The organism is Pseudomonas shirazensis, from assembly GCF_050496565.1.
Classification (GTDB): domain Bacteria; phylum Pseudomonadota; class Gammaproteobacteria; order Pseudomonadales; family Pseudomonadaceae; genus Aquipseudomonas; species Aquipseudomonas shirazensis_A.
In genome coordinates, this window is record NZ_JBNWAE010000006.1 from 183011 (window position 1) to 202973 (window position 19963).

Genomic DNA, 19963 nt, shown 5'->3' on the forward strand with positions numbered 1-19963 from the left:
ACCTACCTTGGAATTGATAATTGCGCCGAACCTGCCAACCACTCACGCAACTGGGAAAAGTGATCGATGCACACCTGCGGCCCGAACTCTGCCAGCGCCTGCAGCGACATTGCCCCGTAGCCGACAGCCACCGAGTGCATGCCGGCGTTATTGGCCATCTGCAGGTCGAACGCAGAATCTCCGACCATCAGCGCCTGACCGGGTTCGGCGCGGCAGTGGGCAAGAATTTCTTCGAGCATCAATGGGTGCGGTTTGCCGCGGGTTTCATCAGCCGCCCGGGTGATGTCGAAAAAGTTTTCCCAGCCATTGGCCTTGAGCACCCGATCGAGACCGCGACGGGCCTTGCCGGTGGCCACTGCCAGGCGGTAGCCCTGGGCGCGAAATGCCTCCAGCGATTCGACCACGCCGTCAAACAACAGTGACGGCTGCTGATCGAGCGCCATGTACACATCAGCATAGTGCTGACGGAAGCGTTCGACCTGCAGCGGCTCAAGGTGCGGATACAGGGTCCAGATCGCCTCGCCTAGGGCCAGACCGATAATGCCTTTGATCGCATCTTCGGCACTGGGCGCCTCACCGGCGCGCTCAGCCGCCTGATTCATCGCCAGAACGATGCGCCCGACAGAGTCAGCCAGGGTGCCATCCCAGTCAAAAATCAGCAGCTCGTAGGGTTTGCTCATGTGAAGTCAGGCCGCGCCAGGCGCTCTACAGTCTTGGCCCACATTTCGTCGACTGGTGCCTCAACCTTGAGCTCGCCCCCATCGGGCAGCGGCACGGTCAGGGCATAGGCATGTAAGAACAGACGCTTGCCGCCGAGGTCACGGATCTCACGGGAGAATTCTTCATCACCGTACTTGTTGTCGCCGGCAATCATGTGCCCGGCATGCAGGGCGTGCACGCGGATCTGATGGGTGCGGCCGGTGATCGGACGCGCTTCGATCATGGTGGCGAAGTCGCCGAAACGGCGCAGCACCTTGAACAGGGTCAGCGCTTCCTTGCCCTCTTCGTTGACCTCGACCATACGCTCGCCAGAACGCAGGTTGCTCTTCTGCAATGGGGCATTGACCTGTTTCTTCGCGGTTGGCCAGTTGCCACGCACCAGCGCCATATAGCGTTTATCCACACCGTCGCCACGCAGGGCCGCGTGCAGATGGCGCAACATGCTGCGCTTCTTGGCGATCATCAACAGGCCCGAAGTGTCGCGGTCGAGGCGGTGCACCAGCTCCAGCTCCTTGGCATCCGGGCGCAACTGGCGGAACGCTTCGATCACGCCAAAGCTCAGACCGCTGCCGCCATGTACGGCAATGCCGGCTGGCTTGTTGAGCACGATGAGCGCCTTGTCTTCATAGACAATCGCCGCTTCCAGGCGCTGCAGCAGCGACTGTGCCACCTGCACCGGCTCGTCGCGCTCGGGCAGACGCACCGGCGGCACGCGCACGATGTCACCGGCCTGGATCTTGTACTCAGGCTTGACCCGACCCTTGTTGACCCGCACTTCACCCTTGCGCAGGATGCGGTAGACCAGGGTGCGAGGCACGCCCTTGAGCGCCGTGATCAGGAAATTGTCGATTCGTTGGCCGGCAAGCTCCGGCGCGACTTCGATCAGCTGGACGCCGGAAGTCGGAGGGGTATTGGTAGTCATGGCGCCGATAATAACAATTTTTTAGGGAATTGAAGCACTTAATCATTGCTGCTATAGTCGCGAACGCCGCCAAAAGCGGTGGGCCAGCGGCACACGGCGCTTTGCCAGCCCCTGACCAACGCAATTCTCGAGGACGCGAGGCCGTCCTACGGGCTTTCGCCAGTTTATCGAAATACCTGGAAGCGCCACTCGCGCCGGGTAGAGAAGACCGAAAAAAATCATAAGTGCGGTAGTTCACCTGCTTAACTGGCTTTTTTCGCCGTGTCTCTGCACCGCCATCGTCACTTCCTCCTGCACCCGGCGAATGCTTCGGAAATACCTGCCTTGGACATGAATGGCGCCAGCTTCCCTTATGAAGATGGCGAAAAATGCAACCCGTTGCGGATTCAGCGCGCGGCAGCACCCGAATTATCAGGGATACGTGCAGGGTGGAGATGCACAGCCCTCGGACCGTGTAGCACCGCGTCCGGCCACCGCCCCACTGTAATGGGCGGCGAGCGGATAAGGTCCTTACAGATGCCACGTAGGCGTCCACGGCTGACGGTTGATTCCTCCTCCTGACTGAGTGCACCAGGCCTGCCAGGTTGATCCCGATACCACAGGCCCACAGCACCGCAGCAACAGGACGCGTCGTCGCGACAACGGCAGGCTGGGCAACCGGCTGGTGCCGAACGTCGCCGACACGGGGGTGGCTCGCCACCCTTTGCGCACCTTGACACCGACCATGAGAAGTCGTGTGTGCCGAACGCCGTTTCCGGCAGCCCGGAAACCGACGGTACAACATGAAAAGAATGCTGATTAACGCAACTCAACCCGAAGAGTTGCGTGTAGCCCTGGTGGATGGCCAACGCCTCTACGACCTGGATATCGAATCCGGCGCCCGTGAGCAGAAAAAGGCCAACATCTACAAAGGCAAGATCACCCGGATCGAGCCTAGCCTCGAAGCCGCCTTCGTCGACTTCGGCTCCGACCGTCACGGCTTCCTGCCGCTGAAGGAAATCTCCCGCGAGTACTTCAAGAAGGCCCCAGAAGGCCGCGTCAACATCAAGGAAGTGCTCAGCGAAGGCCAGGAAGTCATCGTCCAGGTCGAGAAGGAAGAGCGCGGCAACAAAGGCGCCGCCCTCACCACCTTCATCAGCCTGGCTGGTCGTTACCTGGTCCTGATGCCAAACAACCCACGTGCTGGCGGTATCTCCCGCCGTATCGAAGGCGAAGAGCGCAACGAGCTGCGTGAAGCGCTCAACGGGCTGACCGTACCGGGCGACATGGGCCTGATCGTGCGCACTGCCGGCCTTGGCCGCAGCAGCGAAGAAATGCAGTGGGACCTCGACTACCTGCTGCAGCTGTGGACCGCGATCAAGGAAGCCTCGCTGGACCGCACCGCGCCGTTCCTGATCTACCAGGAAAGCAACGTCATCATCCGCGCCATCCGCGATTACCTGCGCCAGGACATCGGCGAAGTGCTGATCGACAGCATCGAAGCCCAGGAAGAAGCCCTGACCTTCATCCGCCAGGTGATGCCGCAGTACGCCAGCAAGGTCAAGCTGTACGAAGACAGCGTGCCACTGTTCAACCGCTTCCAGATCGAAAGCCAGATCGAGACCGCCTTCCAGCGCGTCGTCGAGCTGCCGTCCGGCGGTTCGATCGTGATCGACCCAACCGAGGCCTTGGTGTCGATCGACATCAACTCGGCGCGTGCCACCAAAGGCAGCGACATCGAAGAAACCGCCCTGCAGACCAACCTGGAAGCGGCCGAAGAGATCGCCCGCCAACTGCGCCTGCGTGACATCGGCGGCCTGATCGTCATCGACTTCATCGACATGACCCCGGCTAAAAACCAGCGCGCCGTTGAAGAGCGTGTGCGTGAATGCCTCGAGGCCGACCGTGCTCGCGTCCAGGTTGGCCGCATCTCGCGCTTCGGCCTGCTGGAAATGTCGCGCCAACGCCTGCGTCCATCGCTGGGTGAAAGCAGCGGCATCGTCTGCCCACGCTGCTCGGGCACCGGCATCATCCGTGACGTCGAGTCGCTGTCGCTGGCGATCCTGCGCCTGATCGAAGAAGAAGCCCTGAAAGACCGCACTGCCGAAGTGCGCGCTCAGGTGCCAATCCCGGTTGCCGCGTTCCTGCTCAACGAGAAACGCAACTCGATCACCAAGATCGAAATGCGTACCCGTGCCCGCATCATCATTCTGCCGAATGACCACCTGGAAACCCCGCACTTCGAAGTCCAGCGCCTGCGCGACGACAATCCGGAAGTGCTGACCAACCAGTCCAGCTACGAAATCGCCACTACCGAAACCGAGGAAGCGCCGCAGCAGGCCGCGACCCGCACCCTGGTTCGCCAGGAAGCTGCGGTCAAGACCGCTCCACCACGCACCAGCGCTCCGGTACCGGCTGCTGTAGAAGAAACTGCTGCTCCGGCCGCCGCCGCGCCAGCACCAAGCATGCCTGAGCCAAGCCTGTTCAAAGGCCTGGTCAAGTCGCTGGTGAGCCTGTTTGCCGCCAAGGAAGAACCGGTCGTTGCACCGGCCGCCACCGAGAAGCCTGTTACCGAGCGCCCACAGCGCAACGAAGAGCGCCGCAACGGTCGTCAGCAGAGCCGCAACCGTAACGGTCGTCGCGACGAAGAGCGCAAGCCGCGTGAAGAACGTGCACCGCGTGAAGAACGTGCGCCTCGTGAAGAGCGTGCACCGCGTGAAGAACGCGCTCCACGTGAGGAGCGTGCACCGCGTGAGGAACGTGCTCCACGTGAAGATCGCCCACGTCGCGGCAACCGTGACGAGCGCCCTGTTCGTGAGCTGCGTGAGCCACTTGACGCTACCCCTGCATCTACTGAAGAACGCGCACCGCGTGAAGAACGTGCGCCTCGCGAAGAACGTGCCCCACGTGAAGAGCGCGCCCCTCGCGAAGAACGTGCCCCACGTGAAGAGCGTGCGCCACGCGAAGAACGTGCCCCACGTGAAGAGCGTGCGCCACGCGAAGAACGTGCCCCACGTGAAGAGCGTGCGCCACGCGAAGAACGTGCCCCACGTGAAGAACGCGCCCCTCGCGAAGAACGTGCTCCTCGTGAAGAACGCGCCCCTCGTGAAGAGCGTGCACCACAGGAAGAGCGTCAACTGCGCCCAGCTGCACAGGCTGATGAGCAGGCCGCAGAGGTCGCCGATGAGCAACTGCCGAACGACGAACTGCAGCAGGACGAGCAGGAAGGCACAGATGGCGAGCGTCCGCGTCGCCGTTCGCGTGGCCAGCGTCGCCGCAGCAACCGTCGTGAACGCCAGCGCAATGCCAATGGCGATCTGATCGATGGCGACGAGGAAGGCAGCGAAGGCAACGACAATGGTGAAGAGCAGCAACCACGTCAGGCAACTGATCTGGGTGCTGACCTGGCCGCTGGCCTGGCCGTGACCGCCGCTGTTGCTACCAGCAACATCAGCGCTGCAGCCGAAGCACAAGCCAATCAGCAGGCCGAAATCGCCTCTACCCAGGCGCCTGAAACGGCTACCGGTGAAGTTATCGCCCTGCCAGCCGAGCCTGCACAGCAAGCTGAAGAGGTCGCTATCGCCCCTGTGGTCGAGCAGCCTGTCAGCGAGCCAGTTGCCGTGGTCGAGCCGAGCATCGAGCCGGTTGTCGAAGTTGCGCCGCAGCCAGTAGTCGAAGCACCTGCCGTTGAAGCAACCCCGGTTGCCGCAGCAGAGGTGGAAACTGCAGCGCCAGTTGCTGAAGCGCCAGTGGTCGAGGCACCAACCGCCGAAGCCCCTGTGGTTGAAGCGCCAGTGGCCGAAGCCGCCGTGGTCGAGTCGGGTGAAGCCGAGAAGCCAGTGCACGTTGCCGAGGCCCCAGCGGCCTCGCCAGTCGAAGCACCGGTGGTCGAGCAGGCTGCACCGGTTGAAGCCAAGCCAGAGGTTGTCGAGGCAGCGACTGTAGCGGCTGAACCGGCGCCAGTAATGCTTGCCAACGGCCGCGCACCGAACGACCCACGTGAAGTGCGTCGCCGCAAGCGCGAAGCCGAGGCCGCTGCTGCCGCAGCTCAGGCCCAGGCATCGACCGATGAGCACAAACCTCATCACGGTTGATAACCAAGGCTGAATGAAAAAGCCCCGCCAGTGCGAACTGGCGGGGCTTTTTTTGGCGTTGGATTCAGCGTTGCGCTGGCATCTGCATGGGCCGCCTACTCAGTACAGATTCGGCTCCATCTCCAGCTCCACGCCAAACCTGGCGAAGATATCAGCCTGAATCTTCTGCGCCAGCGCATGCAGCTGCGCCCCCGAGGCCTGGCCATAATTGACCAGTACCAGCGACTGCAACCGGTGCACGCCGGCATCGCCATCGCGATAGCCCTTCCATCCTGCCTGCTCGATCAACCAGCCCGCCGCCAGCTTAAGCTGGCCATCGGCCTGCGGATAAGCCACCACACCCGGATAGCGAGCGCGAAGCTGCTCGCCGAGCACGGCGCTGACCAGTGGATTCTTGAAAAAGCTACCGGCATTGCCCAGCACGAGCGGGTCGGGCAGTTTTTCTCGGCGAATGCTGCAGATGGCATCACTGATTGCCTGCGCGGTCGGCTCGGCGACGCCCTGCTCGTGCAGGCGCTGCCGCACTGGGCCGTAGTCCAGGTGCGCGCGCAAGCTGCGGCTCAGGGCAAAGCGCACACGCAGGATCAACCAGCGACCGGGATTGCGTTTGAAGACGCTGTCTCGGTAACCAAACCCGCACTCCTCAAGGGAAAAATCCTTGAGTTCGCCCGTTTCTCGGTCGAGCGCAGTCAAGCCGGCAAACACATCCTTGATCTCGACACCGTAGGCACCGACGTTCTGCATTGGCGCCGCGCCCACAGTGCCGGGAATCAGGCTGAGGTTCTCCAGCCCGCTGCAACCCTGCGCCAGGCTCCATTGAACAAACTCATGCCAAGGCTCACCGGCTTCGGCCTCGACCACCACGCGGTCGCCCTCCTCGCTCAGCAGCCGCCGGCCACGGCTGGCCATATGCAGCACCAGCGCGTCGATGTCACCGGTCAACAGCAGGTTGCTGCCGCCGCCGATCACCAGCACCGGAACATCCAGGCGCGCTGCCTCGAGCAATGCAGCCCGCACGTCGGCGTCGTTATGCGCTTGGGTGAAATAGCGAGCTTTGACGTCAATACCAAAAGTATTGAAAGGCTTCAGCGATACCTGCTGTTGCCAGGTGGCAGTCATAGCCTTCCTCGGATTTCATTGACCAACTGCTCGCAGGCCAGCTCGATCAGGTCCAGGACCTGCTCAAAACCGGCCGCGCCGCCGTAATACGGGTCGGGCACTTCATCCAGTGCGCCGTCATAACGACGCAGGAACAGATCCAGCTCGCCCTTGGACGCCGGCGGGCGCATGGCCTTGAGGTCGGCGAGGTTGCTGGCATCCATGGCCAGCACCAGGTCGTACTCGGCAAAGTGGCTGGCCTTGACCTGCTGGGCACGTTGCGCCGACAGGTCATAGCCGCGTGCCAGGGCGGTTTTGCAGGTGCGCGCGTCAGGCGCCTTGCCCACGTGCCAGTCGCCCGTACCGGCCGAGGCCACTTCTACCTGGTCCGCCAGCCCGGCGCGTTGCAGCTGATGGCGCAACACCCCTTCAGCCGTGGGCGAGCGGCAAATATTGCCTAGGCACACAAACAGAACGCGCATCAGGCCTCCAACAAGCGCCGAACGCGCTCCAGGTCTTCTGGAGTATCAACGCCCACGGCCGGAGCCTCCAGTGCATCTTCAACGTGGATACGCACGCCATGCCACAGCGCCCGCAGCTGCTCCAGCGCTTCGGTCTGCTCGAGCCAGCACGGGCCCCAGCTGACAAAGTCCTGCAGAAAACCGACGCGGTAGGCATACATGCCAATATGGCGGCGATAAGGCACTGTCGGCGGCAACTGCTCGCGGTTTACCGCAAACGCATCGCGGGCCCACGGCAGCGGTGCACGGCTGAAGCTCAGGGCCAGGCCATTCTTGTCGCTGACTACCTTGACCGCATTGGGATTGAACACCGTCTGCGGCTCATGGATCGGCTCAGCCAGGGTGGCGATGCCAGCTTCTGGATGTGCCGCGAGATTGGCGGCGACCTGGTCGATGATCACCGGCGGGATCAGTGGCTCGTCGCCCTGCACGTTGACAACGATGGCATCACTGGCCAAACCCAACTGGGCGGCAACTTCGGCCAGGCGATCAGTACCCGACTCGTGATCAGCGCGGGTCAGCAAGACTTCGGCACCAAAGGCCTGGCAGGCGGCAACGATACTTTCGTCATCGGTGGCGATCACCACCCGGCTGGCGCTGCTTTTGCGCGCCTGTTCCCAGACGTGCTGGACCATCGGTTTGCCAGCGATCAACAACAGCGGCTTGCCCGGCAGGCGCGTGGAGCGCAGGCGGGCGGGGATGACCACGGTAAAGTTCAGGCTCATTTGTCCAGACGCTCGTCGTCGGTCAGGGTGCGTGCTTCGCTTTCCAGCATGACCGGAATGCCATCACGCACCGGGTAGGCCAGGCCTGCGCCTTTGCTGATCAGCTCGGTCTTGTCGGCGCTGAGCTTGAGTGGGCCTTTGGTGATCGGGCAAGCCAGGATATCAAGCAGTTTGGTGTCCATGAGTGCGTCCTTGGGGCCAAGCGGCCGGAAAATTGAACAGGGTCAGGGCTGCTGCGCAGGCAGCAGACGCTTAAGCTGGGCGTCGAACCAGGTACTGAAGGCCGGCGACGGTTGCGCCTCGACTGTCAGATACCACCAGTCGTCAGCGGCAAAGTCACGGCATTTCACCGCATCTTTTTCGGTCATCACCAGCGGCAGCGTCGGGCTGAACGTCAGCCCTTCAGCGCTGAACTGCGCATGGTCGGCAAACGGGTGCGGCACCGGCTGCCAGTTTAGCTGCAGCAGGGTGTTGAAGAAACGTTGTGGATTGCCGATGCCCGCCACCGCATGCACGGCCTGGCCAGGGCTGAAATGATCAAGCCCACGACGTTCGCCAGTGCGCAGGTTGACCAGCGCCGAAGGCTTGAGTTGAAAGGCGAAGCCGTCATCGCGGTCGCTGCTGGCGCCGTTGTAGAGCAGCGCGTCGACCTCGTCGAGGCGCTCGACCGGCTCGCGCAGTGGCCCTGCGGGCAGGCAGCGGCGATTGCCCAGACCGCGTGCGGCATCGATCAGCACCAGCTCAAGGTCACGCGCCAGGCGGTAATGCTGCATGCCGTCGTCGCAGAGGATCAGGTCAAGGGGTTCGCTGGCAAGCAGCCCGCGTACGGCCGCCGAACGGTCGGGATCAATCATCAGCGGCACACCTGTGCGCTGAACTATCAACAATGGCTCGTCGCCGGCCTGCTCGGCACTGTGCTCGGCCGCCACCCGCCAGGGCAGCGAAGGCGGCTTGGCACCGTAACCGCGGCTGACCACACCGACACGCAAGCCGCGCTTGCGGCAGTGTTCGATCAACCAGAGGATCATCGGCGTCTTGCCGGTGCCGCCAACGGTAATGTTGCCGACCACAATGACCGGCACCGGCGCGCGGTAAGCGGCGCTTGCACCACTGACAAAGCGCGCACGCTTGCGTAGCACCACGCGCCGGTACAACAGCTCCAGCGGCCGCAACAGAGCCAGGGCTGGATGGCCGTTATACCAGGCCGCAAGCAAGCGCTCGGTGAAAGCCATCAGGGCGTCCCCGCTGCGGCCTCGACCGTGGTCATGCGCAACTGGCTGAAACCAAGCTTGCCTGCCGCGTCCATGGCGGTCACCACCGACTGATGCGGGGTTTTGCCATCTGCGCTGATCGACAATGGCAGCTTGGTATCACCACCGGACTCCTGCTGCAGCGCCTCGACCAGAGTGGCCAGGTCGCTTTTCGGCAGCAGGTGATTGTTCACCGAGTACACGCCGTCGGCGCTGATGGTGATATCCACCCGCTTGCCGTCGTCGGCCTCGGCCGGCGCGCCTGTTGAGGCCTCCGGCAGCTCGACCCGCAGCTGGTTCTCGCGAGTGAAGGTGGTGGTGACAACGAAGAACAGCAGCAGCACGAACACCACGTCGATCAACGACGCCAGGTTGATGTCGACGTTCTCCCGCGCGCGGTTGCGCCGGAACTTCACGCCTTGCCTCCCGCCACTTCGACTTCGCGGTCACCTTGCACGACTTCGACCAGCTTGATCGCCTCTTGCTCCATGCCGACCACCAGCTCGTCGATGCGGCGCAGCAGGAAGCGGTGGAAGAACACCGCCGGGATACCGACCATCAGGCCTGCAGCCGTGGTCACGAGGGCTTTGGAGATACCACCGGCGAGCACCGAAGCGTTGGCGGTCATCTGCGACCCCATGAACGCGCTGAAGATGTCGATCATGCCGAGCACGGTACCGAGCAGACCCAGCAGCGGTGCCATCGCAGCGATGGTGCCGAGCGTGCTGATATAGCGCTCGAGCTCGTGAATGACTCGCGAGGCGGCTTCTTCGATGCACTCTTTCATGATTTCGCGGCCATGGCGCGAGTTGGCCAGGCCCGCAGCGAGGATCTCGCCCAGCGGCGAATCGGCGCGAAGGCTCTTGAGCTTGTCACTGGTGAGCTGCTTGTCCTTGATCCACATCCACACCTGACCGAGCAGGTGCGGCGGGGTTACGCGACTGGCGCGCAGGGTCCACAGGCGTTCGACGACGATAGCCATGGCGACGATGGAGCTCAGAATGATCGGCAGCATCATCCAACCACCGGACTTTACCAATTCCCACACAGTAATCATCCCCTCGAAAAAGGCCGCCACTCTACCATAGGATCGCCCTCGGCTGAGTTGCCGGAGGTCGCAACAATGCACGTGTCTGGGTCATTCTGTGTCACGCCAGAACCGGCGCTGGGTACGCTGCCCGGCAACCTCAGCGCGAGCGCCAAGGCGCAGGCTCAAGGCGCCCTCGACAGCAGTGTCGTGAATGGCCATGCCATGGCGCTGGTAGCGCTCGAGCACCTGCGCATGCGGATGGCCGAAACCGTTGTGCGCACCGCGGGAAATCAACACGCCACGCGGCGTGGTGGCAGCAATGAACGCTTCGGTGGACGAACTGCGACTGCCGTGGTGCGGCGACTGCAGCCAGTCGATACGTTTGTCGTCATGGGCCGCCAGCCAGGCGCGTTCGGCGCTGGCTTCAATGTCGCCGGCCAGCAGCAGACGCTCGCCCTGCGCCTCGACCAGCAATACGCATGAACGGTCGTTGCTCGAACGCCCCTGCGGCCAATGCCAGAGTGAGAAGTCGACACCGTCCCACTGCCAGCCCTGCCCCGCCTCACAGGGTTGCGCCAGGTGCGCCTGCTCCGGCTCACCGGCCACAACGCGCTCGACCGGCAGGCCACGCTGCACGGCCGCCGCACCGCCGGCATGGTCGGCATGGGCATGGCTGATCAGCAGCACATCCAGGCGATCGACGCCCAGCTTGCGTAAAGTCGGCAACACTACGCTTTCGCCCAGGTCACTGTCGCCGCGCGCCGGCCCAGCGTCGTAGAGCAGGCTGTGGTTTCGCGTACGCAAAAGGATCGCCAGGCCTTGGCCGACATCCAGCTGCAGCACTTCGACCTGCCCTTCCGGCAACAGCTCGCCAGGCACCCACAGCGCCAGCAGCATCAGCGCGCCCAGGCCACGCATCGGTACGCCACGGGGCAGCAGCATGACCAAGGCGCCGCTCAGCACCAGCAACCAGGCCAGCAGCGGCAACCGCCGTGCAGTCCATGCCGGCTGCCACTGGGCCACCAGCGCCAGCAAGCGGAACAGGCCATCCAGCGCTGCACCCGCCAGCCACAGCAGCATCTCGCCAAGCCCGGCCAGCGGTAGCAACAAGGCCCCCAGCAACGCCAACGGCAGCACCACGAAGCTGATCCAGGGCACCGCGAGCAGATTGGCCAACGGCGCGCTCAGACTGATCGGCAGGCCAAGCGCCAGCATCGCCGGCAACAAACCGATGGCGATCACCCACTGCGCACGCGTCCACGCTTGCCACGGCCGCCAACCGCCAAGGCGCTGAGCAAAGCAGTAGATCAGCACCGCAACTGCGCCAAACGACAACCAGAATCCCGGTAGCAAGCTGGCCAATGGTTCCACCAGCAACACGCCACACAGCGCCATCAAAAGCGGCACGAACGCGCCCAACTGGCGAAAACGCAGGCGCCAGAGCAGCACCACCGCCAGCATCAGACAGGCCCGCTGCACCGGCACGCCAAACCCGGCCAGCCAGCCGTAGCCCAGCGCCGCGATCATGGCCAAACCACACGCCCACGGCAGCCATGGCCAGCGCCGTGGCCAACCGCCATAACGTGCCAGCCCCGCCACCAGGCCGTAAACCAAACCTGCGACCAGACCGATGTGCTGCCCCGAGATAACCAGCAGGTGCACCGTGCCGGTCGCCTGTAGCGTCTGCCAATCCTGCCTGGCCAGCCCCGAGCCATCGCCCAGTACCAGCGCCGCCAACGCCGCTTCGCGGCCCCAGGCATCCACTGCCAGCAGGCGCTGGCGCAGACTGTCGCGCCAGCCGCCGGCCACCGGTGCCAGCAACTCCCCGGCCTTGACCGTGCCAGTGGCGCCGATGCGCCGGGCCAACAGCGTCGCCTCGCGGTCTGGTCCATGGGGATTGAGCAGGCCGCGCGGGCGTTTCAGGGTCACGGCCAGGCGCCAGCGCTCTCCGGCATGCACCTCAGGGCCGTCGAACCAGTTCAGTTGCAAGCGCCTGGGTAATTCGGCGCGGCGCGAAGCGGGTTCATCCAGTTCGAAGCGCACACCGTGGGCCGATGCCGCCGGCAGGCCGACCACGCGCCCCTCAAGCCATAGCGTGCGGCCATCGAGTGAATGCGCCAGACGATCATCCAGCGCCTGCTGCGCCGACCAGCACGCCCAGCAAAAGCCCAGCAGCAAGCAGCCCAGCGGCCAGACTCGCGTAGCCAGGCAGCCAAGCGCAGCCAGCAGCAGCACGCTCAGCCAGCCGACCGTCGGCAGAACGGGGAGAAAGCCCAGGCACAACAGCCCGAGCGCAAGCGCCAACATCCCTGTGCGCATGAAGTAGAGCTCCGCAAGCAAGAAAGCCTGCAGAGGAATAGCGTATTTGAGGGGCGGTCTTGCTCAACAATTGTCACAAACTCTGAACGAGCCGCTGCGGGAATCAAGGCATACTTGCCCGATCACTGCCCCGGGAGCCCCCATGCCGCGCCGCCTGTTCAAACGGTACATGCCGGATCCGACCAGCATTCGGGAACACAAGTCCTTACGCTTTTTCGGCAAATTGCTGCACGACCCCAACCTCTGGCACCTGAACCGTCACTCAGTGGCAAGGGCCATGGGCGTGGGCCTGTTTGCAGCATTGATCCCGATGCCGATGCAGATGCTGCTGGCCGCAGCACTGGCGATCCCGCTGCGCGGCAACCTGCCGATTGCGGTCAGCCTGGTCTGGCTGACCAACCCGCTGACCATGCCGCCGGTATTCTTCGTTACCTACATGACCGGCGCCTGGCTGTTGCAGACGCCGCCCCGCAGCCTGCCCGACGACCTCACCTTCGAGTGGATCACCAACCAGCTGGCTACCGTGTGGCAGCCATTTCTGCTCGGCTCGGTGGTGTGCGGCGTGGTGCTGGGCATCGCCGCCTACTTCATTACCATGAGCTACTGGCGCTGGTGGGTCGGCCGTCAGTGGCGCCGACGCAAGCAACGCAACTCAGGCACGCATGCCGCGGCCACTGACCAGCAGGCGAATGCACAGGGCATACAGCACAGCGGTGGCCACCAGCATGAAGGTGATCGCCGTACCGATACTGATATCCGAAACCCCTAGGATGCCGTAGCGGAACGAGTTGACCATGTGCAGCACTGGGTTCGCCAGTGACACCACCTGCCAGAACGGCGGCAGCAGGCTGATCGAGTAGAACACCCCGCCCAGATAGGTCAGCGGGGTCAGCACGAAGGTCGGGATGATCGAGATATCATCGAAATTGCGCGCAAACACTGCGTTGACGAAGCCCAGCAGCGAGAAGATGGTTGCGGTCAACAGCACTACCACCACGGTCACGCCCAGGTGATGCACCTGCAGGTGGGTGAAGAACATCGACAGGATGGTCACGATCACCCCGACCGCCAGCCCACGCAGCACGCCGCCGAGCACGTAGCCGACGAGAATGGTGTGCGGCGATACCGGCGACACCATCAACTCCTCGATCGAGCGCTGGAACTTGCTGCCGAAGAAGCTCGAGACGACGTTGCCGTAGGAGTTGGTGATCACCGACATCATGATCAGCCCAGGCACGATGTACTCCATGTAGGTGAAGCCACCCATATCGCCAATCTGTCGACCGATCAGGTTACCGAAGATGACGAAGTACAAGACCATGGTGATGGCCGGCGGCAGCAGTGTCTGCGGCCAGATCCGCAGGAAGCGGCGCACTTCACGGTAGACGATGGTGTTCAGGGCGACCCAGTTGGTGCGCAGTTCCACACTCATACGGCCACCTTCGACAGGTTTTTCTCTACCAGTGACACGAACAACTCCTCAAGCCGGTTGGTCTTGTTGCGCAAGCTCTGCACCTCGATGTTCTGCAAGGCCAACTGGCCGAACAGCGCGGTGATGCCGATATCCTTGTCGACCTGCACCTCCAGCGTGTGCGGGGTGATCAGCCGGCACGGGTAGCCATGCAGGGTTGGCACCGTGGTCAGGTCCTGCTTCAAGTCCAGCACAAAGGTCTCGACATGCAGCGTGCCGAGCAGTTTGCGCATGCTGGTGTTCTCGACAATGGTGCCGTGGTCGATGATGCCGATGTTGCGGCACAGCTGCTCGGCCTCTTCCAGATAATGCGTGGTCAGAATGATGGTGATGCCTTTCTCGTTGAGCTCGGTGAGAAAGCTCCACATCGACCGGCGCAGTTCGATGTCGACGCCCGCGGTTGGCTCGTCGAGGATCAACAGGCGCGGTTCGTGAATCAGTGCACGGGCAATCATCAGCCGGCGCTTCATGCCGCCGGACAATGAGCGCGACGGCACGTCGCGCTTGTCCCACAGCCCCAACTGGGTCAGGTACTGCTCAGCGCGTTCCTTGGCCAACTTGGGCGGGATACCGTAGTAACCGGCCTGGGTGACGACGATGTCGAAGGTCTTTTCGAACTGGTTGAAGTTGAATTCCTGAGGTACCACGCCCAGGCAGCGCTTCAGCGCGGCAGGCTCGCGGTCCAGATCATGGCCGAAGACATTGACGCTGCCGCTGGTCTTGTTGACCAGGGTCGAGAGAATGCCGATGGTGGTGGATTTGCCGGCGCCGTTGGGGCCGAGCAAGGCGAAGAAGTCACCTTCGGCGACATCCAGATCAATACCCTTGAGGGCCTGGAAGCCGTTGCCGTAGGTTTTGGTCAGCTGTCGGATGGACAGAGCAGAACTCATAGCGGGTCACGTACCATTCTAGGAGGTTCAGGACACGCCAGATCAGGTCACTGGCGCAGTGAGTGCGGCCCATGGTGCAAGCCAGGGCCACACAAGTACAGTCATGTGCATTGATAGTGACTATCGAAAGCGCACAGGTGTTCGATCAGGTCAGCGCGGTCATTACCGCCGCCTGATAGGCCGGCCGTGCCTTGAGGCGCTCGTACCAGGCCTGCAGGTGGGGCAACTCAGGGCGCTCGATGGGCATCTCGAACCAGGCGTAGGCGAAGCAGCCCAGGGGAATGTCACCCATGCCGATCTGCTCGCCGGACAAGTACGGTTGCCTGGCCAATGTTTCATCGGCAATAGCCAACAGGTCGCCACAGGTCTTCAGCGCGGCGTTGATCGCGACCCAGTCGCGTTGCTCTTCAGGCGTACGCAGCATGCCCCAGAACAGCGGCCGGAACGGCGTGGCCAGGGCAGATGTGGTCCAGTCCATCCATTTATCCGCCAGCGCTCGCTGACGCGGATCTTCCAGGTACCAACCCTGCTCGCGGCCGTATGCAGCGCACAGGTAGCGAACGATGGTGTTGGATTCCCACAGCACCAGGTCGTCATCTTCGAGCATCGGCACCAGGCCGTTAGGGTTGCGCGCGCGGTACTCGGGGTCATTGACCACACCAAAGGCGCCGCCAGCATCGATGGCCTGGAACTCCAGCCCAAGCTCGTGGGCAATCCACAGTGCCTTGCGCACGTTGCTCGAGTTTTTACGGCCCCAGATCTTCAGCATGGCAAGCTCCCTGTGTATGCAATAGAGGCATCAGTCTACTCCAGCCGAGCACGCTTATGGGTGGGTGTTGCCGTATCACAGTCGTTCACGACACATGCGTTGACATCAACCTGGCGAACTCCCAAGGTCATGTCCTGTCACTGAACAGACGAGGCCGTTCGGCAGATGCCGGCTAAGCTCTGTGGGGTCGGCCCAAGCCCAAGCTTCCAAGGAGGAAGACCTATGTTGCTGTTGTGGTTGGTGGTGCTGCTGATTGGTGTGGCATATCTCACGCACCGGCGCTTGCCGCCTTTGCAGATCCTCGGCATCGTTGCCGCCTATACCTTGCTGATGGGGATCTTCAGCAGTGCACCAGGCTGGTTGCTGGTGCTGATCTGGCTGCCGCTGGCGGCGATCACCGCCCTGCTGGTGCTGCCTGACTGGCGGCGCAAGGTGTTTACCGGGCGCGTGTTCAGCTGGTTCCAGAAAACCCTGCCGCCCATGTCGCAGACCGAGCGCGAAGCGATCGATGCCGGCACGGTGTGGTGGGACGGCCAGCTGTTCAGTGGGCAACCGAACTGGAACACCCTGCTCGACTACCCCGCTCCGAAGCTCACGGAAGAAGAACAGGCGTTCATCGACGGCCCGACCAACGAGCTGTGCGCGCTGGTCAGCGACTGGCAGATCGGCCAGGACCTCGACCTGCCGCCTGCAGCCTGGGCGCATATCAAGGAGCATGGCTTCTTCGCCCTGATCATCCCCAAGGAATACGGCGGCAAAGGCTTCTCGGCCTATGCCCATTCTCAGGTCGCGATGAAACTGGCGACCCGCAGCGGCGACCTGGCCTCTACCGTGATGGTGCCCAACTCGCTCGGCCCGGCCGAACTGCTGCTGCACTACGGCACCGACGAGCAACGCAACCACTACCTGCCACGCCTGGCGCGCGGTGACGAGATCCCCTGCTTTGCCCTGACCGGGCCACTGGCCGGCTCCGACGCCGGCGCCATGCCCGACACCGGCATCATCTGCAAAGGTGACTGGCAAGGCGAGGAAGTGCTCGGGCTGCGCCTGAACTGGGAAAAGCGCTACATCACCCTCGGCCCCGTCGCCACCCTGCTCGGCCTGGCCTTCAAGGCCTATGACCCGGAACATTTGCTTGGCGACCGGGAAGAACTGGGCATCAGCCTGGCCCTGATCCCCACCGACACCCCCGGCGTCGATATCGGTAAACGCCACCTGCCGCTGGGCGCCGCCTTCATGAACGGCCCCAACAGTGGCAAGGATGTATTCATCCCGTTGAGCTACCTGATCGGTGGCCAGGAGATGCTCGGCAAAGGCTGGATGATGCTGATGAACTGCCTGTCGGTAGGCCGCTCGATTTCGCTGCCTGCCGTCGGCACCGGTGCTGCCAAGTACACCAGCCTGGTGACCGGACAGTACGCCCGCGTGCGCGAACAGTTCAACGTGCCACTGGCGGCATTCGAAGGCATCCAGGAATCGCTGGCGCGGATTGGCGGCAACGCCTGGCTGATGGACAGCGCCCGCCTGCTGACGGCCAAGGCCGTCGACCTCGGCGAGAAGCCCTCGGTACTGTCGGCGATCCTCAAGTATCACCTGACCGAACGCGGCCGCGAGTGCATCCAGCACGCCATGGACGTGCACGGCGGCAAAGGCATCATTATGGGCCCGAACAACTACCTGGGCCGCAACTGGCAAGGCGCGCCGATCTTCATCACCGTCGAAGGCGCCAACATCCTTTCGCGCAACCTGATGATCTTTGGCCAGGGTGCGATCCGCTGCCATCCGTTCGTGCTCAAGGAAATGGCCCTGGCCGGCCGCGAAGACCGCGACCAGGCACTCAAGGAGTTCGATGCGCTGCTGCTCAAGCACATCGGCTTCGCCGTCGGCAACGCCGCCAGCACGCTGGTGCTCGGCCTGGGACTGGGCCGCTTCGAGCGCGTCCCCGGCGATGTCCTCAGCCAAGGCTACTTCCGCGCCCTCAACCGCCAGGCCGCAGCCTTTGCCCTGCTCGCCGACCTGTCGATGATGCTGCTGGGCGGCGCACTGAAACGCCGCGAGCGGCTCAGTGCACGCCTGGGCGATGTGCTCAGCTACCTCTACCTCGCCTCCGCCGCGCTCAAGCGCTACCACGATCAAGGCTCGCCTGAGTATCTGCGACCGCTGCTGCGCTGGGCCATGGAAGAAAGTCTGGGCAAGGCCGAGCATGCGCTGGACAGCCTGCTCGACAACTTCCCCAACCGCTTCGTCGGCTGCGCCCTGCGCGTGCTGGTGTTCCCGTTCGGTCGCCAGCACACCGGCCCAAGCGACCAGCTCGACGCCGAAGTTGCCGAGTTGATCGGCCGCGGCAAAGGCGACCCAGCCCTGGAAGAGTTGCTTGCCGGTTGCTACCGCCCGGATGGCCAAGATGATCCGGTCGCCGCCCTGCAGCGCGCCTGTGAGCTGCTTGACGACGCAGCACCACTGCACATAGCCCTGCATCAAGCGATCAAGCAGGGCAAGGTCGCGCCAGCGCCTGGCCAGTCGGTGATCGATGCCGCTGTGATTGCCGGCGTGTTGCAACCCGACGAAGGGCAACGCCTGCACGCCGCCGAAGCCGCACGCCGCGTGGTGATCGACGTCGACGCCTTCGACAAGGAGCAACTGCTGCCAACAGCCGACAAGGTGCGTTAAGCGCCATGTGCTTAAAGGGCTTCTGAACTTGCCCCTGTTCGGGTACGTCGCCCCGGCAAGTCCGCTCCTACAGTTTGCCTATGCCCGTCGTTAGTGCGCGGTCTCTGTAGGAGCGGCCTTGTGTCGCGAAAGGGGTGCGTAGCGCCCCCATATTGCAGACCTGCATCGAATGCAGATGGCGAATACTCTGAGAAAAATATCACTAGTGGCGCCAGCGTAGTGCCCACACATGACCCTGGGTCGCCTGAGCCAGCATTCAAGCGTATACTCCGCGCCCCGTTTCAGCCAACCCCGAGGAATCTGCTCATGGCCAACACCCACCTGGAGTATCACCTGCAACTGCTCCAACATCTGCGCACCATTTTGGTGGCCCTGGGCGAAGCCGAGCAAGTGCCGGAAGAAAGCCACGGCCTGTTTCTCGAGCGCTTCGACGAACTGCTGACCCTGCTCCCGCAAGACCCACTGGAGAGCCAGTACCTGGGTCAGGACCTGCTCTGCCAGGTCATCCAACGCTACCCGCAAATCGCCCACCTGGTCCCTCGTGACCTGTTGTGGTTCTTCGGCGGCGACTGCCTGCACTTCATGCCTGATGACGAGCTGGATTTGTATCAGGCGCTGGAAGAGCGGCGGTTTGAAGCTGAGGAGAACGATGAGCCGTTTGACTGGCACCTGGAGAAGCGCTTGCTTAGCCAGGCGGCGCCGGGGGATACCCAACACTGATTGCCAGCCGCCCTGCCGTTATCAGAGTAACCGTGGGTTACCCTGATAACGAATTGGGTTCGCTTCAAGCAAATCCCAGCCAAAAAAAAACGCCACTTCAAACGAAGTGGCGTTTTCAAATTGGAGCGGGAAACGAGACTCGAACTCGCGACCCCGACCTTGGCAAGGTCGTGCTCTACCAACTGAGCTATTCCCGCGGGGTGAAGCAAACTGCTGATGGCGTGAAGCAGCATGAAGCCCTTCACCACCCTGTACCGTCATGAACGCCACAGTTTTAAACTGGAGCGGGAAACGAGACTCGAACTCGCGACCCCGACCTTGGCAAGGTCGTGCTCTACCAACTGAGCTATTCCCGCAAATGGCGTCCCCTAGGGGACTCGAACCCCTGTTACCGCCGTGAAAGGGCGGTGTCCTAGGCCACTAGACGAAGGGGACAATGCCGACGCTTTGCAGCGCACCAGGTACAAGCCCTGGATTTCTTTTTTCGAGCCCTGCCGTGAGGCAAAACCCTGAAAACTGGAGCGGGAAACGAGACTCGAACTCGCGACCCCGACCTTGGCAAGGTCGTGCTCTACCAACTGAGCTATTCCCGCAATGGCGTCCCCTAGGGGACTCGAACCCCTGTTACCGCCGTGAAAGGGCGGTGTCCTAGGCCACTAGACGAAGGGGACACGCTACATCTTCACTATTTTTTACTGCCTTGGTGCTACTGACTTGCTGCATCGAGCGGTTAGCTTTCCGCTGCAAGTGGCGCGCATTCTAGGGATGCCTTCGAAAGCCGTCAA

At 62.9% G+C, this 19963-nt stretch carries 17 protein-coding genes and 5 tRNA genes; 4 read left to right on the plus strand and 18 right to left on the minus strand.

The genetic code is table 11. The annotated features are described in order from the left end of the window. Positions 1 to 2: 2 nt before the first annotated feature. Both ACQZ2L_RS11215 and rluC read right to left on the minus strand, forming a co-directional pair. Entirely contained in the window at positions 3 to 680 is a 678-nt protein-coding gene (locus ACQZ2L_RS11215) for an HAD family hydrolase (protein WP_430326091.1), read from the minus strand. After that, entirely contained in the window at positions 677 to 1642 is a 966-nt protein-coding gene (gene rluC, locus ACQZ2L_RS11220; RefSeq protein WP_430326092.1) for a 23S rRNA pseudouridine(955/2504/2580) synthase RluC, read from the minus strand. Before rluC ends, ACQZ2L_RS11215 begins: the two co-directional genes overlap by 4 nt. Positions 1643 to 2424: 782 nt before the next feature. Between rluC and rne the strand changes: the two genes are divergently transcribed. Beyond that, positions 2425 to 5715, plus strand: a complete 3291-nt coding sequence (rne, locus tag ACQZ2L_RS11225) for a ribonuclease E (RefSeq protein ID WP_430326093.1) — start codon at positions 2425 to 2427, stop codon at positions 5713 to 5715. A 99-nt stretch (positions 5716 to 5814) separates the two neighbouring features. Here rne and murB read toward each other — a convergent pair whose 3' ends face one another. The 8 genes from murB to ACQZ2L_RS11265 all read right to left on the minus strand — a co-directional run bounded on the left by murB (position 5815) and on the right by ACQZ2L_RS11265 (position 12658). Then, positions 5815 to 6834 carry a UDP-N-acetylmuramate dehydrogenase gene (murB, locus tag ACQZ2L_RS11230; protein WP_430326094.1) on the minus strand — a complete coding sequence of 340 codons (1020 nt, stop codon included), beginning with the start codon at positions 6832 to 6834 and terminating at the stop codon, positions 5815 to 5817. Continuing rightward, positions 6831 to 7295 (minus strand): low molecular weight protein-tyrosine-phosphatase, encoded by a 465-nt coding sequence (locus ACQZ2L_RS11235; RefSeq protein ID WP_430326095.1) that lies wholly within the window; start codon positions 7293 to 7295, stop codon positions 6831 to 6833. Before ACQZ2L_RS11235 ends, murB begins: the two co-directional genes overlap by 4 nt. Beyond that, positions 7295 to 8059 carry a 3-deoxy-manno-octulosonate cytidylyltransferase gene (gene kdsB, locus ACQZ2L_RS11240; protein WP_430326096.1) on the minus strand — a complete coding sequence of 255 codons (765 nt, stop codon included), beginning with the start codon at positions 8057 to 8059 and terminating at the stop codon, positions 7295 to 7297. The genes ACQZ2L_RS11235 and kdsB overlap by 1 nt, the downstream gene beginning before the upstream one ends. Next, positions 8056 to 8241 carry a Trm112 family protein gene (locus tag ACQZ2L_RS11245; RefSeq protein WP_028633616.1) on the minus strand — a complete coding sequence of 62 codons (186 nt, stop codon included), beginning with the start codon at positions 8239 to 8241 and terminating at the stop codon, positions 8056 to 8058. The genes kdsB and ACQZ2L_RS11245 overlap by 4 nt, the downstream gene beginning before the upstream one ends. 42 nt (positions 8242 to 8283) lie before the next feature. Continuing rightward, on the minus strand, positions 8284 to 9291 hold the full coding sequence (gene lpxK / locus ACQZ2L_RS11250) for a tetraacyldisaccharide 4'-kinase (RefSeq protein ID WP_430326097.1): 1008 nt from the start codon (positions 9289 to 9291) through the stop codon (positions 8284 to 8286). Then, on the minus strand, positions 9291 to 9725 hold the full coding sequence (locus ACQZ2L_RS11255; RefSeq protein WP_430326098.1) for an ExbD/TolR family protein: 435 nt from the start codon (positions 9723 to 9725) through the stop codon (positions 9291 to 9293). The genes lpxK and ACQZ2L_RS11255 overlap by 1 nt, the downstream gene beginning before the upstream one ends. Beyond that, the gene (locus ACQZ2L_RS11260) at positions 9722 to 10357 is read right to left on the minus strand and encodes a MotA/TolQ/ExbB proton channel family protein (protein ID WP_314878178.1); all 636 of its coding nucleotides are present in this window, start codon (positions 10355 to 10357) and stop codon (positions 9722 to 9724) included. The genes ACQZ2L_RS11255 and ACQZ2L_RS11260 overlap by 4 nt, the downstream gene beginning before the upstream one ends. Before the next feature lie 90 nt (positions 10358 to 10447). Then, a complete protein-coding gene (locus ACQZ2L_RS11265; RefSeq protein WP_430326099.1) occupies positions 10448 to 12658 on the minus strand; it encodes a DNA internalization-related competence protein ComEC/Rec2 in 2211 nt (736 codons plus the stop codon). A gap of 142 nt (positions 12659 to 12800) precedes the next feature. On the opposite strand from ACQZ2L_RS11265, the gene ACQZ2L_RS11270 reads away from it, so the two are divergent. Next, on the plus strand, positions 12801 to 13427 hold the full coding sequence (locus ACQZ2L_RS11270; RefSeq protein WP_430326100.1) for a DUF2062 domain-containing protein: 627 nt from the start codon (positions 12801 to 12803) through the stop codon (positions 13425 to 13427). On the opposite strand, the gene ACQZ2L_RS11275 is transcribed toward ACQZ2L_RS11270, so the two are convergent. The 3 genes from ACQZ2L_RS11275 to ACQZ2L_RS11285 all read right to left on the minus strand — a co-directional run bounded on the left by ACQZ2L_RS11275 (position 13311) and on the right by ACQZ2L_RS11285 (position 15788). Beyond that, complete coding sequence (locus ACQZ2L_RS11275; RefSeq protein WP_103438136.1) at positions 13311 to 14090, minus strand: ABC transporter permease; 780 nt, start codon at positions 14088 to 14090, stop codon at positions 13311 to 13313. The genes ACQZ2L_RS11270 and ACQZ2L_RS11275 overlap by 117 nt on opposite strands. Beyond that, positions 14087 to 15019, minus strand: coding sequence for an ABC transporter ATP-binding protein (locus ACQZ2L_RS11280; protein ID WP_060481534.1), 933 nt, complete (start codon positions 15017 to 15019; stop codon positions 14087 to 14089). Before ACQZ2L_RS11280 ends, ACQZ2L_RS11275 begins: the two co-directional genes overlap by 4 nt. A gap of 145 nt (positions 15020 to 15164) precedes the next feature. Then, positions 15165 to 15788, minus strand: a complete 624-nt coding sequence (locus ACQZ2L_RS11285) for a glutathione S-transferase (protein WP_430326101.1) — start codon at positions 15786 to 15788, stop codon at positions 15165 to 15167. 222 nt (positions 15789 to 16010) lie between these two features. Between ACQZ2L_RS11285 and ACQZ2L_RS11290 the strand changes: the two genes are divergently transcribed. After that, positions 16011 to 18458: an acyl-CoA dehydrogenase gene (locus tag ACQZ2L_RS11290; RefSeq protein ID WP_430326102.1), complete on the plus strand. Its 2448-nt coding sequence runs from the start codon at positions 16011 to 16013 to the stop codon at positions 18456 to 18458. 306 nt (positions 18459 to 18764) lie between these two features. Next, positions 18765 to 19178 carry a PA2817 family protein gene (locus ACQZ2L_RS11295; RefSeq protein ID WP_430326103.1) on the plus strand — a complete coding sequence of 138 codons (414 nt, stop codon included), beginning with the start codon at positions 18765 to 18767 and terminating at the stop codon, positions 19176 to 19178. A 121-nt stretch (positions 19179 to 19299) separates the two neighbouring features. On the opposite strand, the gene ACQZ2L_RS11300 is transcribed toward ACQZ2L_RS11295, so the two are convergent. The 5 genes from ACQZ2L_RS11300 to ACQZ2L_RS11320 all read right to left on the minus strand — a co-directional run bounded on the left by ACQZ2L_RS11300 (position 19300) and on the right by ACQZ2L_RS11320 (position 19849). Next, positions 19300 to 19375: transfer RNA gene (locus ACQZ2L_RS11300), tRNA-Gly, on the minus strand. A gap of 83 nt (positions 19376 to 19458) precedes the next feature. After that, a tRNA-Gly gene (locus ACQZ2L_RS11305) sits at positions 19459 to 19534 on the minus strand. 3 nt (positions 19535 to 19537) lie between these two features. Further along, a tRNA-Glu gene (locus ACQZ2L_RS11310) sits at positions 19538 to 19613 on the minus strand. A gap of 82 nt (positions 19614 to 19695) precedes the next feature. Next, positions 19696 to 19771: transfer RNA gene (locus ACQZ2L_RS11315), tRNA-Gly, on the minus strand. A 2-nt stretch (positions 19772 to 19773) separates the two neighbouring features. Then, a tRNA-Glu gene (locus ACQZ2L_RS11320) sits at positions 19774 to 19849 on the minus strand. Positions 19850 to 19963: the final 114 nt, after the last annotated feature.

Excerpts from the sequence above, each read along its gene's own strand:
- ACQZ2L_RS11290 (WP_430326102.1), top strand. The coding sequence starts at position 16,011 with ATGTTGCTGTTGTGGTTGGTGGTGCTGCTGATTGGTGTGGCATATCTC.
- ACQZ2L_RS11275 (WP_103438136.1), bottom strand. The coding sequence starts at position 14,090 with ATGAGTGTGGAACTGCGCACCAACTGGGTCGCCCTGAACACCATCGTC.
- ACQZ2L_RS11285 (WP_430326101.1), bottom strand. The coding sequence starts at position 15,788 with ATGCTGAAGATCTGGGGCCGTAAAAACTCGAGCAACGTGCGCAAGGCA.
- ACQZ2L_RS11280 (WP_060481534.1), bottom strand. The coding sequence starts at position 15,019 with ATGAGTTCTGCTCTGTCCATCCGACAGCTGACCAAAACCTACGGCAAC.
- kdsB (WP_430326096.1), bottom strand. The coding sequence starts at position 8,059 with ATGAGCCTGAACTTTACCGTGGTCATCCCCGCCCGCCTGCGCTCCACG.
- ACQZ2L_RS11295 (WP_430326103.1), top strand. The coding sequence starts at position 18,765 with ATGGCCAACACCCACCTGGAGTATCACCTGCAACTGCTCCAACATCTG.
- ACQZ2L_RS11265 (WP_430326099.1), bottom strand. The coding sequence starts at position 12,658 with ATGCGCACAGGGATGTTGGCGCTTGCGCTCGGGCTGTTGTGCCTGGGC.
- ACQZ2L_RS11215 (WP_430326091.1), bottom strand. The coding sequence starts at position 680 with ATGAGCAAACCCTACGAGCTGCTGATTTTTGACTGGGATGGCACCCTG.
- rne (WP_430326093.1), top strand. The coding sequence starts at position 2,425 with ATGAAAAGAATGCTGATTAACGCAACTCAACCCGAAGAGTTGCGTGTA.
- ACQZ2L_RS11270 (WP_430326100.1), top strand. The coding sequence starts at position 12,801 with ATGCCGCGCCGCCTGTTCAAACGGTACATGCCGGATCCGACCAGCATT.
- ACQZ2L_RS11235 (WP_430326095.1), bottom strand. The coding sequence starts at position 7,295 with ATGCGCGTTCTGTTTGTGTGCCTAGGCAATATTTGCCGCTCGCCCACG.
- rluC (WP_430326092.1), bottom strand. The coding sequence starts at position 1,642 with ATGACTACCAATACCCCTCCGACTTCCGGCGTCCAGCTGATCGAAGTC.
- lpxK (WP_430326097.1), bottom strand. The coding sequence starts at position 9,291 with ATGGCTTTCACCGAGCGCTTGCTTGCGGCCTGGTATAACGGCCATCCA.
- ACQZ2L_RS11245 (WP_028633616.1), bottom strand. The coding sequence starts at position 8,241 with ATGGACACCAAACTGCTTGATATCCTGGCTTGCCCGATCACCAAAGGC.
- murB (WP_430326094.1), bottom strand. The coding sequence starts at position 6,834 with ATGACTGCCACCTGGCAACAGCAGGTATCGCTGAAGCCTTTCAATACT.